Here is a 14807-nt window from a genome sequence, read left to right as displayed (position 1 = left end):
TCCAAGGTAGGGTTTGCCACACTGCGGAGCAACGGGACGCCCCGGACGCCCCGATCACCCCCAACGCGAGCCGTGCATGAGCCCCTCTTCCGCCTGTCGCACCGCCCTGGCCCTCTGGCTCGGCCTGGGTCTGCCGTCCCTGCTGCCGGCGGGCGACGAGCTGCTGCTGGACAGTCCGCGCGGCCCGGCCTTTGCCGCGGCCAGCCGCGCCTGGCTGCTGGAGCGCGACTCGAGCGCGCCGCCCGCCGCCTGGCCCCTGCCGCGTCGGGACTGGCGCGCGGCCCCGGCCACGCCCGTCCTCCACTGGCTGGACCAGACCCGCCCGCTGGGCACGGAGCCGGGTCCCTGGCTGGGCGTTCAGTTGGACAGCCTGCGCGTGGCGCTGGGACTGCGGCTGGAGAGCCGGGGCTGGAGCCTGCGTCAGGACAGCACGGGCCGGCTGGCGGAGAGCGCCAACGGGCTGGACCTGGAGCTGAGCTGGGGCACGGGTGGCGGGGCCTGGCTGCACGTGCGGGACGCTGGGGTGAGCGGCGCCACGGACTGGACGACCCATCCCCTGTTCCAGGACCGCGAGATCTGGCGCTGGAGCGAGATCCAGACGGACGGCAGCCTGACCCACGACGAGCAGCGGGCGGGGGCCGTGCTGGAATGGCCGCTGGGTTCGGGCCGCGCCCGGCTGGCCCTGCTGCGCGACCACCTGCGCTGGGGCTCGGGCCTGCTGCGCACGACGATCCTTCAGGGGGACCGCGCGCCCGCTTGGTCCCAGTTCCTCTTCCAGGCGGATTGGGGACCCCTGCGCTACACCCAGACCGTGGGCGAGCTGTTCAGCGGCGAAGCGGACAGCTTGCTGGCCCGGCGGGACGCCTCGGGTCTTGTCAAGCTGCCCTGGCGGGAGAAGTGGCTGGCCGCCCACCGGTTGGACTGGACGGGCCGCTGGGGCGGGCTGGGGATCAGCGAGCTACTGGTGCTGGGCGACCGCCGGCCGGGCCCCGGGGCCTTGCTGCCCACGGGCCTGTTCTGGAGCGAACAGCACGCCGCGGGCGACCGCGACAACGTTCTGCTGGCCCTGGACGGCCGGTTGCGACTGCCGCGGCAACTGCCCGGCGCCTGGGACCTGCACGGCGAACTCTGCGTCGACGACTATTCGTTGTCAGACCTGGGTGGCGCGGCCGAGGGCCAGCGCACGGCCTGGCTGGCGGGCCTGAGTGGCTGTCCCCTGCCCGTGACGGAGGGCCGGGCCATGCGGCTGGGTCCGCTGACCCTGCCGGGCATCAGCTGGCTCACCGCGGAATGGACCCAGGTGCGTCCCTATACGTACGGGCATTTCTATTCCGTCAACCGCTTCGACCACGGCGGCCAGTCCCTGGGCGCCACGGCCCAGCCCAACTCGCGCGTACTGGACTGGGAATGGCGCCACGAAGCGCCGGGACCGCGCCTGCGGGCAGGCCGGCTGGAACTGGCGGGGGTTTGGATTCTGGCTCTGCGCGGCAGCCGGCTGGAACACGGCGCCAATCCGCTGGGCGAGAACGTGGGCGGCGACCGGCTGCTACCGCACCGCGAGGGTCTGGATGCGCCGGAAGCCCCCTTCCTGGCCGGGCTGCGCGAGGAGGACAGCTGGCTGCGGCTGGGGCTGGAGGGCGCCTGGCGCGTGGAGTGGCGCCGGCGGACTCTGGGCAGTCTGGTGCTGGGGATGGGAGTCGCGACGCTGGAACAACGCCGGGCGGGCGTGTCCGAGCCGAAAGCGCGGGCGCTGGACTGGAGCCTGGCCTGGCGCAGCCCCTTATGACGCGCGGCCCCTGCTGGAGCGGGCGCGTTGCACGGGGAGGCCCGGTTTGCCACCTTGCGGCCAGTACCCCGTGGTGTAATGGTAACACCTCAGTTTTTGGTACTGATGTTCCTGGTTCGAATCCGGGCGGGGTAGTAGGGACACGGCATGCCGTGTCCCTACGCGTTTCCAGACTGTCCGGCCGGTCTCACTCGCAGCGGGCCCGCACCTGATAGAAGCCAAGCCCCGGGCCCTCCACCGGCAGCTCCCACTGCGTTGAAACCGTGCTGCCCACCGGTGTCGCCACACCCCAGGCCCCGTCCAGTTGCAGGATTTCGTAGTCCCAGGCCCCCGGCACCTCTCCCCAGGCCAGCCTCACCCGCGGCGCCTCCGGCGTCCCCGCCGTCTCGGCCAAGACCAGCGGCACGTCCACAGGCTGGCAGGCCGGCCGCAGCCGTACCTCGTCCAGGCCCGTCGTCTCCTGCACGGCCGCGCCGTACTCGGCCATGATGAACAGGGCCTCCACTTGACCCAGCACGGACTGGAAGGTCGCGGCATCGGGCTGGGCGCCGTTCATCAGGATGAAGTTCTGGGGTTCCAGCGCCAGGTCGTAGCTGGACCAAGCCGGGCTGGGCAACGGGATAGGCGCTCGTAGAACCGTGCCGTTGCCCCCCACCACGATCACGAAGGACTCGCTGGTCCAGTTGCTGTGCGTGCTGCGCAGGCAGAAGGTCAGCCGACCGCCGCTCCAGTCCTGATTCTCCGGCAATTGCTCCACCGGCAGGCTGAAAGCGTAGCTGTTGCTGCTGGGGTCCGCCCGCTGCACGTGGCCGCCCACGCAGCCGCCCGCCGTGCTGTGGCTCAGGCTGTACTGGGCCAGGGGCGGATAATAGGGTCCGGCCGTGTCCAGGTCCGCCACCACCCAACCCTGGGGATCCGTATCGAAGCTCCAGTGCCAGGCCGCGCGCGGGGCGGAAACCAGTAGCAGGCCAAGGCCCAGGCCCGCCAGCCCGCTCCGGCCCCAGCCGGCGATGCTGTGTCGAGTGTTCATGCCTTCTCCCAGATGCTTGGTGGATCCGCAAGCCAGGGAGGGAAGCAACTCGCACGCCAATGAAGAAAAGCTCATGCCCAAAGCGGGCAAATGCTCTTTGTTCCGCATTTGATCAAAGAGCACCGGCTCATGCCGTCGGAAATTGAACAGTCCGGTGCCACGTGGCCCGCGCCTAGCGGCCCGCGCGTAGCAGTCCGCGCTCAGCAGTCCGCGGGTTTGATGATCACGCCCGCCCGGCTGCGCGCGTTCATCAGCACCGAGATGGGCTGCTCCAGCCGCAGGTGGCGCACGAAGTCCCCGCGCTGAAAGGCCGGCTGGCCCAGCAACCAGCTCCAATCCAGTTCGCCCTGACCCTGCTCCGGGTTCACGGTGAAATAGCCGATGCCCAACGCAGTCAAATTCTGGAAAAAGTGCGAGCCCTGGGAGGGCGTGACGATCAGGTCGCGGAACCCCGCCTCCACGATGACGCGCACGGCGCTGATCTGGTCCCAGCTGACGGGGATGCCCAGCCAGGGGTCCGAACTGCCCCAGCGCCCCACGCCCACCAGCAGGTAGCCGCGCTCCTCCTGCACCAGTTGGCGATTGAAGGCGCCCACTTCCGCGGCCACCTGGCGCGTGTGGCGGCGCTCGAAGCTCTCCACGTCCACCACCAGGATGTCGCGCAGATCGTCCAGCCGGCCGGCGCCCAGGACGGACTCGCTGCGGCAGATCACCTGCTCCGGCTCCGCCTCCAGGCTCAGCTCGTCCAGTTCCATCGAGAGCACCATCGGCCGCATCTGCAGGATGGAAAACTCGCGCCGTTCGCCGCTGGCGGGAAAGAGGTTCACCGCGAACTCCAGCTCCACCGGGCGGCTCATGCCCCGGGCGCCAACCCGCAGCAGGCGCGAGAGAATTTCAGCCAGGGGAAAGAGCTCGTGCTTGAGCACCGGGGCGAAGGAGACGAAGCGCTGGCCCGCCCGGGAGAGGCCGTCGAAGACGGCGTCGTTCTCGTGCGAGTAGACCGAGCCCACCCAGGCCAGGCTGCCGTCCTGCTCCGCCTGTTCCAGCCCCAGCAGCTCGAGTTCGGCGCCTTCGGCCGCGCCCACGTGGCTGTCCTGGCTGACCCGCAACGCGTAGAACTGCTTCTGCGAGTACTGCAGGGCCTCGCCCGCGTTCATGTAGAGGCCCAGGTGACGCGGATACTTGGGGCAGAAGCGGATGGTCTCGCTGCCCTCGGAGACCAGGTGCCCCAGGCCCAGCGCCACGGAGGCCACGCCGTCCTTGTCCTCTGCCGGCGCCGTGGGATAGAAGTTCGTCGAACGCGCCGTGCCGCTGATCGCCGGATAGTAGACGTCCCCGTGCAGCGCGCCCTGCAGCTTCTGCACGATCACGGCCATCTTCTCCTCCTCCATCCGGTAGGGCGTGGAGCGCATGTAACTCTTGGCCGCGCGCGAATAGGTGGAGGCGTAGACCAGCTTGATGGCGTCGAGCAGCTCGTGCAGGCGCCGGTCCAGCTCCGGCGCGTGGTTGGGCAGCATGATGGTGCGGTAGATGCCGGCGAAGGGCTGGTACTGGCTGTCCTCCAAGAGCGAGGACGAGCGCACGGCCAGCGGATGGTCCATCAGCTCCACCAGGTGGCGCAAATCCAGCTGGAAGAGCGGCGGGAAGATCGCCTGGCGGAAGCGCTGGCGGATCAGCGCGTCGTCGTCGCACTCCAGCGCGAACTCCTGCAGGTCGTTGAGCTCCATGAACTGGTCGAAGACCTCGGTGCAAAGCACCACGGCGGGCGGGATGGAGACGCGCACGCCGGGCCAGCGGTGGCCCAGGTCGCCCAGCGCCAGCAGGTGGCGCACGAAGGACAGACCGCGGGCCTTGCCGCCCATGGAGCCCTTGCCGATCTGCGCCAGGCTGTTGCGCGGATCGAAGGTCTCGGGGTTGAATTCGCTCACCATGCCCCGGGTGCGGGCCTGGCGGTAGGCGCCCAGCAGGTCGATCAGGTAGTGGCGCATGGCCTCCATGCTGGCAAACTCGCTGACCCGGCGCGGCTCCAGCAGGCTGGAGAGCGCGAACTCGGTGCGCGCCTTGAGCCACTTGGAAAAGTGGCCGCGCTCGGCGTGGAAGCGCAGGCTGATCTCGGGGATGCCGGCCAGCTGCTTCTCCAGGCCCTGCAGGTCGCGGGCCCGCGCGATGGGCGTGCCGTCGGGCAGGCGGAAGGTGAAATCGCCGAAGCCGAAGTTGTCGCGCATGAAGTGCCGCACTTCCTTCAAGAGGTTGCGGCTGTTCTTGTGCACAGCGCCCACGCCCAGCCGGTCGCCCAGCTCGTGGACGTGGGGCTGGTTGGACTGCAGCAGGATGGGCAGCTCGGGGCTGACGGCGCGCACGGCCTGGATCAGGTGCATGCCCGCGTCGGGGTCCACCCGGCCCGCGCGGGGAAACTCCAGATCCGTGATGATCCCCAGCAGGTGGTCCTTCTGGGCCTCGAAGGCCTCCCAGGCTTCTTCATAGGTGCGGGCCAGCAGGATCTTGGGCCGCGCGCGCATGCGGATCATCTTGTGGGCGAGGTTCAGGCCCTCGTCCATCAGCCGGTGGGCCTGCTGGACGATCTCGGTGTAGATGCTGGGCAGGTAGGAGCTGTAGAAGCGGACGTTGTCCTCGACGAGGATGATGGACTGCACGCCCATCACGCGGCTGTCGTGCTCAACGTTGAGCTTGTCCTCCACCAGCTTGACGATGGCCAGGAGGATGCGGAAGTCCCCCTGCCAGACGAAGACGTGGTCGATCAGCCCTTCGTCCTGGCTGTTCAGCAGCGGCGCCAGGTGCCGGCTGTCATAGGCCAGCAGGATCACCGGGGCCGTCACGCCCGAGGCGCGCAGCTGGCGCACCAGTTGCAGCACGTGCATGTCGCCCACGTTGGCCGTGAGCAAGATCAGGTCGAAGTGAGCGCCTTGCTGCAGCACGTCCAGGGCCTTGCCCGCCCGGCTGACCCGTGTGATCTTGGGCGCGTGAACGAGGTTGAGGTTGGCGAACTCGCTGGTGATCAGGTCCTGCAGCTGCCCGTCCTGGGCCAGCAGGAAGGCGTCGTACATGCTGGCCACCAGCAGGATGTCGTTCACGCGGTTCTGGATCAGCTCCTGGAAGCCGGCGATGTGGTCGAAGCGGTAGCGGCTCATCAATTTCCTCGCGGGGCGGTGTTGCTGCGCTGGCTCGGGTCTCCTCGGCAAGGTAACACGGCAAGGCCCTCCTTCCCCCTGCAAGGGAGAAGGCACGGCCGGTTAGGCTGGGATGGGGGTTCTCCGCGTCCCTTTCATCTGCCGGAACCCTTGTTTTCCACCTTTCTGCTGGCGCCAGAAAGGTGGAGCCAAAGAGGCGCTTTTTCTCAACGGCTAGAGTCAGGCCACCTCACGGTGGCCTTCCGCTAGCCGCAGTTTGTCCTTCCTGAAGCCGTGTAGTTGGTTCGCGCTTCGCGCTTCACCCAGGTTCTGGTTCAGCCCTGACGGGCTTCACCTCGCGTATCTAACTCATCTTTGAGACTTCGAGCCCTCGTGTTCAAGCGGACTCTCGGATGTGTCACGCCCAACTCAAGCAAAGACCAATCGCCTCTGTGAGCTCTGTGCCCCTGTGTCTCCGTGGTGAAATACCGGACCAGCCTCAGCGCAGCAGCGTCACGGTCCTCGACTGGACCGTGTCCAGGTTGATCCCGAGCGAAATCACGTAGACGCCCGAGGCCAGGCCCGCCGCATCCCAGGTGAAGGCGTAATCGCCTGCCGGCAAGACACCGTTCTGCAGCACGGCCACTTCCTGGCCCAGCATGTTGTGCACGCTGAGCTTCACAAGAGAATGCCGGATCAGGTTGAGCGGAATCCGCGTCACGGGGTTGAAGGGGTTCGGATACGGCTGGCCCAAGCTGGCGCGCTGGGGCCGCGTGGCCGGGTACTCCGGCAAATGCGAGACATCCACCCAATCCAGCAGGGCCGGTACTCCGGGTCCGCCCAGCCAGCCCACGTCCGCCCGCACAGTGCCTTGTGCCGGCCAGGCTGCCCAACCGGGATTTTGGGGATCTTCCGGATCATTCCAACTGGGATCGGGATCCCCGGCGTCCACGCAGGGGGAATCCTCCGCCAGGAGGTACGGGATCTGCGCCCCCTGGGCGAAGCCGGGCTCCGCCACGAAGTTGCCGGTGCCCGCCCAGGGCTCCTGCAGACAGGAATATTCCAGACGCGTCTGCGGCTGCCAACGCGTGGACATGAGCTGAGTGTAAGTATTGTTGGCGCAGAGGATGTTGAGGAAACGAGTGGCAGGAATGTCGAGATATCCAAAACCTTCGATTAAAGAAGGCACGTCGCAGTTAACGATGGTCGCATTACTGACAAGGCCATCGCCATTCGAACCTGCCCATAACGCGTGGGTATAGGAAAAATCTGGGTCCGGCCACGACAACTGCTGGCGTACACTGTCGATCAGCACATTGTGAATGCGCAATTGCGGACCTGCGGCCACCAAGCCTGAACGTCCACCATGGATGATCACATTCCGGATCTCTACCTGCTGGAAGACCCCATTGATGCCGACGTGTAGGTTGCCATCGTCATTGTCTTCCAGTAGGCAGTCCTCCAGCACTAGGGAAGGCATCGGGCCGCTGTAGTACCCCACGGCCACTGTGGACCCCACCTCCGGGTCAAACCAGTCCGTCTTCCATTCCGGGGCGATGTTCGGCTGCTTGTTGTTTCGAAACACGCAACGGCGAAGTGTCAAGGTTCCCATAAATCCAGGGATGTAGGAAAAGACCCGGCCCCGATTCGGCGCAGGCCAAACATCCTCACCAGGAAGTGCCAAAATTGCCGGATAGTCATCCCCATCCAGCACCCAATTGTCCTGGAAGAGGCAGTCCTCGATCACTTGGTTGGGAGAATCCACCGGGTTATACGGCGGCGAAAAACGGAAGATGTCATGGCATGACATGCCATTATCACTCAGTAAACCGGCCCAAGCGCTGGTGTTCCGCTCAAAGCGACAATTGCGCATAGTCACGGCTCCGATACCTAATTGAGCGTACGATTGATCAGAATCGACGGAAAGTGTATCTCCAACAAAATTGTCGGTGTATGTCAGATTCTCCAATTGGCCCAAATGGTAATACTCGACCACAGGATCTATATATGACCCCAGACCAAGGATAGGACCATATGCGGCGATATTCTCCGTCACCAACAGATTCCGCGCATCAAACCAGGTGCCATACGCGGAGAACACGTCATTGCTATTTTCTGTGGGCAGAAGGCGGTTCCCGCGAACGGTCACATCGTCCAGGATCATCGAGTCGACGCATGTGAAGGAGAACATGGAGTTCCCACGAATGGTACAATTCTCTAACCGAAAATGCCTCGCTTCCGTATGGCTGTATCCACCCAGGGCAAGAATATTGGGCGCAACCCCATGCTGATCCACCATGGTGTTTCGAAGCCCTGAGACTTTCACTCGACTCGCGTAGGTATAAGAATTGGCTGTCATGACAAATGAATTTCCGCCATCCACTGCATTGTTTAGAAATGTCAAATCCTCAAGATACACGCTGTCCGCACCGGCCATCACATTAATTCCACCAAATACTGGAGCAGTCGCATTGATGTTTTGGGAAAAACAACAGTGATCCAATCTTACACTTTGTGGTAAAACAAACTGACCCGCTTCTTCAACCATTCGGGACCAAATACAGTATCCGTTGACATTGTATTCTCCATTGTTGCCCGTGAAGAGGCAATCCTTCAGTTCCACACGAGCGCGGGGTTCCAAGTGTACGGCCCCGCCCGTCCACTCACTCTCAATACCGCTACCATTGCGGCTAGCCCAGCCTCCGGTCAAGGTGAACCCATGGACCACTAGCCGGTTGTGACCATGCGAATGGACCTTGATCAGCGTGCCGGTATTGGTGCCGTCAAGGATGGTCTCTAGAATGTCTTGACTGTCCGCGGTTTGAGCGAAGCGCGAGAGGAGGGTCAGGTTGCGGTCCGGGATGTCCAGGTGCTCTTCGTAGCGCCCTGGATCCACCCAAATGGTGTCACAAGGGGGGAGCGCGGCCAGCGCGCCAAGAATTGTAGGCACATCGCCGGGAACGCGCAGCGACGTGGCCTGGGCGGGAACCCAGCAACCCAAAATCAGCATGAGCAGGACGCCGCGCATGGCGCTCTCCTAATGGGTTCGATCCCTCGCCTCGGACACACCGAACACAGGTCTGTGACTCCGTGGTGAAAGCCGTGCCGGGACAGCCGGCGGGCTTTACTTCACATAACCAGCCCGTCTTCGAGTCTTCAAGACTTCGTGTTCAAGCGGACTCTCGGATGCGTCACGCCCAACCCAAGCCAAGACCTATCCAGCCACTGTGCCCCTGTGGTGAAAAGAGCGACAGCCGCAGCCGCGTCATGGTTCTTGCCGGGGACCCTCGCCCAGGCGGCGGAACAGGCGCGACGGGGCCGTCTCGCGGCGGGCGGGGTCCGGGTCCTCCAGCTCGAGCACCAACTGTCTCACGTCGGCGGCAAAGCGGGTTCGATCTTCCGATTGACCGTCTGCCGGGCCTGACTCCACCACCGTCAGGGGAAGCCAGTCTTGGAAGGTCTCCAGTTCCGCCAGTGGGCCGGGCATTGGTCGCAGGTCGCCGGCGGGCCACGCCCAGCCGTCGGATAGGCAGTGCATGGCGGGATCCACCCAGCGCGGAACCTGTCCCACTGGACGACAGCCTAGCCCCGGCCCCACGCAGTGGGACCAATAGTTGCCGCTCCAATCCACCTGGCCGGACGGACGTAGACCGCGGGACTGGACGTAAGGCGCGTACGGGAACTGAACAAATTGGTTGCCGCCTTCGCAGAGGGCCAGGCGGGAATCCTGGAGCTGGATCAGGCCCCGGGAGCACAGGCCGTCCTGGCGCAGCAGATTGCCGGCGTCCGATTCCAGGTGCAGGTCCGAAGCCAGGGCCAGGATCTGGGTAGGAAAATCCGACAGACGCGAGCGCGTCAGCCGAACCTGGCTGTCCAGGGTCAGCAAGCCCAGGCCGGCCCCGCCGGTCGTGGCACGCCAATCGCAGCTGTCCAATCCAGGCTGCAGGGCCCGAACCCCCGCCAGGATCACCGGCGCAAAACTGCGCGTCTGGCTGCCATCAAAGCGGCAATTCCGCAGGGCCAGCTCGCCGCCCTGGACCAGCAGGGCACCCATCCGGGCCGGCATCTTGTCGCCGGCCCGGCTCAAGAACTCGTAATCGGCCAGGCGCGCACGACACTCCAACAGACAGAGCGGTCCCTGCAAGGCGGGGGACAGCCGCGTCGAATCCGCCTGCAGGCTGAGGCTCAGATGGCGGAAGCCCACGCCCTCCGCAAAGCCCTCGTGAATCAGCAACCCGTGGGCCTGCAGCGGAATGGCGCGCCGCGCCGCCGCTGGGCCGATCCAGCAGTCCCGCGCCGCGCCCAGCTCCGGTTGCTGGCTGCCCACCAGGGCCAGCCGGGCGCCGCCGGGCCGACCCAGCCGCAGGCTCCCGTGGGCGACCCGGGAGCCCAAGAACAACCGGGCCTCGGGCGCCAGGCGCAGCACCACGCCGTCGTCCACACGCAGCCGGGGCGAGCGGAAGTCCACCTCCCCCTGCCCTTCATACCAGCCGCGGGCCAGGCGCCGCCGATTCTGCGGGCCGCTCAGCTGCTGGACGGGATAGCGCGGCGTCCAGCCCACGTCCGCCTGGGTCAAGTCGAAATCCAGCGGCGCGCCGGGCGCGCCTGAATCCAGACAAGGAGAATCCCAGCGAAGTCGAAGGTCGCCGTGCGCAGGGTCCACCAGCCGGGCCGCGGGAATGGCGCGCAGGCCGCGCAACTGCGGTAGGCCGCCCAGTTGCGGCAGTTTGTAGGTGGAATCCGCCCCGCACGCGTCGCTCAAACACCACGCAGCCTCGAGTTGTGAGCGGGGAGCCAGCTGGAACCAGGTGACATCGCCGGGGGTCGCGGCGCTGAACAGGCAGGAATTCAACCGGGCCTGCGCGCCGGACTCCAGGCTCAGGAACGAACGGGCCGTGCGGGTCCAGAGCGTGCTGAACTGCAGAGTCAGTTCACCGCCGCTGAGCTCGATCAAGGCCCGCTCGTCGGCCCGTCCAGCGGAGCGCGCATCCTCCAGGCGGCAGTTCTTCAGCCACAAGCGGCCACCCGCCTCCACGCGCACCAGCGGCTCCTGCGAGCCCCGGCGCGCGCGCAGCCGGGCGTTCTCCAGCACCAGGCTGCCGCGGCAGACCAGGGCGGGTGCGGCGCCCGCCCACAGCTCCAGCCCGTCAAGGCACAAGCTGTCGCCGGCGGCCACCACCAGCGAGCGGCGCGCCTCCGCCGAGTGGGTCAGGATTGTCAGCAGGATGAGCAGGAAGGGAGTGGCTTTCACACAACCAAAAACGCAAGCTTTATCCATGCAGACAAGCCGTGATTGCCACCTTTCTGCTGGCGCCAGAAAGGTGGAGCCAAAGAGGCGCTTTTTCTCACCCGCCAGAGTCAGCCCGCCTCCCGGCGGGCTTCCGCTGGCGGCAGTTCGTCCTTCCTGCCACCGAGTAGTTGGTTCGCCTGACGGCTTCACCCAGGTTCTGGTTCAGCCCTGACGGGCTTCACCTCGCGTGACACAAATCGTCTTCGAGCCTTTGTGCCTTCGTGGGTAATGGGTCATAAGGGTGGTGCTGCCACAACCGAGGTCAAGTCCAAGACCTATTCAACCGCTGTGCCTCTGTGCCTCTGTGGTGAGGATCTGCTCCCCTCAGCCCCGGCTCAGGGCCGCCCGGCGAACTCGATCCGGTTGCCGTCGGGATCGGCCACGGCGAACATGGCGAAGACCGGACTGTACTCGGTGTAGGGCAGCAGGATGGTCAGGCCCGCGGCGGCCAGTGAATCGAAACTGGCCCGGATGCTCTCCGTGCCGAAGCAGGGCGCGATCTCGGCGACGGGTTCGTCCATCGGTCGGCTCAGCCGCCCCTCCTCCAGGTAGAGCGTCGCCCCGCCGCCCTGCAGCAGCAGGCCGGGCGGCATTTCTCCCGCCTCCTCGAAACCGAACTGCGTCTTGTAGAACTCGCGTGCGCCCTCCAAGTCGCTGACATAGACGGCCAGCACGTGGAGTTGGCGGACCTGGGTGGTGGGCATGGGCTCTCCTGTCGGCTGGGGCCAAGGGTTCAGCGGATCGGCTCCGGCGGCCCATCCAGCGCCTGGCGCACGCGCAGCGCCAAGTCGCGGATGGAAAAGGGCTTCTGCAGAAAGACCACGTGCGGATCCAGCACGCCGTGGTGGGCGATGACGTTGGCCGTGTAGCCGCTCATGTAGACGCAGCGCAGGCCCGGGGCCAGCTCCGCCAGGGCGGCGGCCAGATCGCGCCCGTTCATCTCGGGCATGATCACGTCCGTCAGCAGCAAGTCCACGCCCGCGGACTGGCGGGCCAACTCCAGAGCGGCGCGCGGATTGCCGCAGGCCAGCACCTGGTAGCCCAGCCCCTCCAACATGCTGCGGCAGAGGTTCAGGATGGCCGCCTCGTCCTCCACCAGCAGCACCGTCTCACCCCGTCCGCGCGGCGCTTCGCCGGCATCGCCGGCCGTCGGTTCCGCTTCGCCGCCCAGGGCCGGCAGATAGATCCGGAACGTCGTGCCCTGGCCGGGTTCGCTGTAGACATTGACGAAGCCCTGGTTCTGCCGCACGATGCCGTACACGGTGGCCAGGCCCAGGCCCGTGCCCTGGCCCAGCGCTTTGGTGGTGAAGAAAGGCTCGAAGAGGTGAGACAGCACCTCCTTGTCCATCCCGCAGCCGTCGTCGCTGACGGCCAGCAGAACGTAGTTGCCCGGCTGGCTGTCGGCGTGCTGATCGCAATAGGCCTGGTCGAAGTGGGCGGAGCGGGTCTCGATGGTGACCTTGCCCACGCCCCGAATGGCGTCCCGGGCGTTGACGCAGAGGTTGGCCAGGAGCTGGTCGAGCTGCGAGGGATCCATGTGCACGGTCAGGGGCGGCGCGCCGGGCCGCCAGCTCAAATCGATATCCTCGCCGATCAGGCGTTTGAGCATCTTCAACATGCCGGCGACGGTCTCGCTTAAGTCCAGTTTGCGCGGCGCCACGGCCTGCTTGCGCGCGAAGGCCAGCAGCTGGCGCGTCAAGTCCGCCGAGCGGCGGGCCGCCTTGTGGATTTCTTCCAGGTCCGCACGCACGGACTGCTCCGCCGGGACCTCCGCCAGCGCCAGCTCGGCGTGCCCGAGGATCACGCCCAGCATGTTGTTGAAGTCGTGGGCCACGCCCCCCGCCAGCCGGCCGATGGACTCCATCTTCTGCGCCTGCTGCAGTTGGTCGCGCAGCCGCGCCTGCTCCTGTTCGGCCTTGAGCCGCTCGCTGATGTCGATTCCGATGCCCGTGAAGTAGCTGCGCCCGCCGATGGTCACCGGCACGCCCGTCAGGTAGAAGGGGGCGCGACTGCCGTCCTTGCGGGTCAGCTCGGCCTCCACCTCGCCGTGGCCCTGGGTGCCCATCCGTTCCAGGGCGGCCACCACGCGCGTCCGGGTCTCCTCGTCGGGATACCAGTCCAGCACGCTGCGGCCCAGCAGCTCCTCGTCCGAAAAGCCGGTCCACTCGGAGTGCTTGCGGTTCCAGCGCACCAGCCGGCCGGATTCGTCGTAGAGGTAGATCATGCCCGGCACGCTGTCCAGCAGGGCCTGGGTGAACTCGCGCTCGCGTTGCAGGTCCTCCTCGGCGCGTTTCTGCTCCGTCACGTCCCGGGCGATCAGCAGCAGCAGCTCCTCGTCGCCCACCCGCAGGGTTTCGGCGGACAGGCGCATGTCGATCAAGGTCCCGTCCCGCCGCCGCACCCGGGCCTCCACGTCGCGCAAGTGGCCCTCGGCGCGCAGGCGGACCAGGAAGCGGTCGCGTTCCGCCGGGTCGGCCCAGAGCTTCAACTCCCGCGAGGGGCGCCCCACGGCCTCGGCCCGCGTCCAGCCCAGCTGGCGCGTGAAGCCTTCGTTGACCTCCACCAGCCGGCCCGTGGCCGGATCCGACAGGCTGATGGCGTCCGGCGAGGCACGGAAAGCACCGGCGAATTTCTCCTCCGATAGGCGCAGGGCGGCCTCCGCGGCCTTGCGCTCGCTGATGTCCACGTCCATGCAGACGAAGCCCGGCTCGCCCTCGCCCATGGGGATGGCGAAGGTGGTGGAGAGCAGCCAGCCCGCGTGCCCGTCCCGGTGGTGAAAGGGCGATTCAAAGGGCCCACAGGGCTGGCCCGTGGCCTCGATTCGGGCCAGCATCTCCCGGAAGGCCGCGCCCTCCGCGGGCGAGTAGAGCAGGTCCTCCAGGGTGCGCCCCAGGGCCTCGCCGGCACTCCAGCCGAACAGGGTCTCGGAGGCCCGGTTCCAGAAGCGCACGCGGCCCTGGCGATCGAACCACTGGGTGGCCACGTGGGGCGTGTTCTCCAGCGTGGCCAGGAGCTGGGCCTGGCTGAGCCGCAGGGCGTCCTCCGCCCGGCGGCGCGGGGTCAGGTCGCTCAGCGTGAGGTGCAGCAGGCGACGCTTCCCGGCGCATAGGGGCATCAGCTGGACCTCGGCCATCCAGCGGCCGCCGTCCGGCCGCTGGTGGAGCCACTCGAAAACGGCCAGTCCCCCGGCTTCGGCCTCCTGGACGCGCCGCGCCAGTGCCGTTCGCGAGTCCTCGCCGCCGGGCTGGTCGGGCGCCAGCAGCTCCAGCAGCGGGCGGCCCCGCAGCGCCGCCCCGTCAGGCCAGCCGTAGAGGCGGGCCGCCGCCGGATTGGCCGCCAGCAATTCCAGGTTGAGCGGATCGAGGATCACCAGCGGCAGGGCGGATTGCGTGAACAGGTCGTCCAGCAGTCCGGCGGGCAGGGCGGGGGCAGGCTGGGCAGCGGACATGCGCGGGTTCCTTCCCTGTCACGGTCTCGGGAGTGCTGGTCTTGTTATCGGTCGCCGAAGCGTTGATGGTTCCATTCTTGTTATCGGTCGCCGGAGGCCGGGACAACAGGAGCAAAAAGCGGCGC

The 14807-nt window shown here is 66.7% G+C and carries 7 protein-coding genes and 1 tRNA gene; 2 read left to right on the top strand and 6 right to left on the bottom strand.

What is annotated here, in order from left to right:
• Positions 1-76 precede the first annotated feature (76 nt).
• Both WC326_06910 and WC326_06905 read left to right on the top strand, forming a co-directional pair.
• Positions 77-1786 carry a hypothetical protein gene (locus WC326_06910; protein ID MFA7330788.1) on the top strand — a complete coding sequence of 570 codons (1710 nt, stop codon included), beginning with the start codon at positions 77-79 and terminating at the stop codon, positions 1784-1786.
• 64 nt (positions 1787-1850) lie between these two features.
• Positions 1851-1921: transfer RNA gene (locus WC326_06905), tRNA-Gln, on the top strand.
• Between the two features lie 52 nt (positions 1922-1973).
• On the opposite strand, the gene WC326_06900 is transcribed toward WC326_06905, so the two are convergent.
• From WC326_06900 to WC326_06875, 6 genes are all read right to left on the bottom strand, one after another.
• Positions 1974-2816 (bottom strand): laminin B domain-containing protein, encoded by an 843-nt coding sequence (locus WC326_06900; GenBank protein MFA7330787.1) that lies wholly within the window; start codon positions 2814-2816, stop codon positions 1974-1976.
• 200 nt (positions 2817-3016) lie between these two features.
• The gene (locus WC326_06895) at positions 3017-5965 is read right to left on the bottom strand and encodes a PEP/pyruvate-binding domain-containing protein (GenBank protein MFA7330786.1); all 2949 of its coding nucleotides are present in this window, start codon (positions 5963-5965) and stop codon (positions 3017-3019) included.
• A 478-nt stretch (positions 5966-6443) separates the two neighbouring features.
• Positions 6444-8972 carry a T9SS type A sorting domain-containing protein gene (locus WC326_06890; protein ID MFA7330785.1) on the bottom strand — a complete coding sequence of 843 codons (2529 nt, stop codon included), beginning with the start codon at positions 8970-8972 and terminating at the stop codon, positions 6444-6446.
• Positions 8973-9209: 237 nt separating this feature from the next.
• Positions 9210-11195, bottom strand: a complete 1986-nt coding sequence (locus WC326_06885) for a hypothetical protein (GenBank protein ID MFA7330784.1) — start codon at positions 11193-11195, stop codon at positions 9210-9212.
• A 374-nt stretch (positions 11196-11569) separates the two neighbouring features.
• The gene (locus WC326_06880; GenBank protein ID MFA7330783.1) at positions 11570-11938 is read right to left on the bottom strand and encodes a VOC family protein; all 369 of its coding nucleotides are present in this window, start codon (positions 11936-11938) and stop codon (positions 11570-11572) included.
• 29 nt (positions 11939-11967) lie between these two features.
• Entirely contained in the window at positions 11968-14682 is a 2715-nt protein-coding gene (locus WC326_06875; protein MFA7330782.1) for a PAS domain S-box protein, read from the bottom strand.
• Between the last annotated feature and the right edge of the window lie 125 nt (positions 14683-14807).

Source organism: Candidatus Delongbacteria bacterium (assembly GCA_041675285.1).
Classification (GTDB): domain Bacteria; phylum CAIWAD01; class CAIWAD01; order CAIWAD01; family CAIWAD01; genus CAIWAD01.
The sequence above is the reverse complement of the archived record's forward strand: the minus strand, read 5'-3'. Positions and strand labels throughout refer to the sequence as shown.

Excerpts from the sequence above, each read along its gene's own strand:
- WC326_06895 (MFA7330786.1), bottom strand. The coding sequence starts at position 5,965 with ATGAGCCGCTACCGCTTCGACCACATCGCCGGCTTCCAGGAGCTGATC.
- WC326_06900 (MFA7330787.1), bottom strand. The coding sequence starts at position 2,816 with ATGAACACTCGACACAGCATCGCCGGCTGGGGCCGGAGCGGGCTGGCG.
- WC326_06875 (MFA7330782.1), bottom strand. The coding sequence starts at position 14,682 with ATGTCCGCTGCCCAGCCTGCCCCCGCCCTGCCCGCCGGACTGCTGGAC.
- WC326_06910 (MFA7330788.1), top strand. The coding sequence starts at position 77 with ATGAGCCCCTCTTCCGCCTGTCGCACCGCCCTGGCCCTCTGGCTCGGC.
- WC326_06890 (MFA7330785.1), bottom strand. The coding sequence starts at position 8,972 with ATGCGCGGCGTCCTGCTCATGCTGATTTTGGGTTGCTGGGTTCCCGCC.
- WC326_06880 (MFA7330783.1), bottom strand. The coding sequence starts at position 11,938 with ATGCCCACCACCCAGGTCCGCCAACTCCACGTGCTGGCCGTCTATGTC.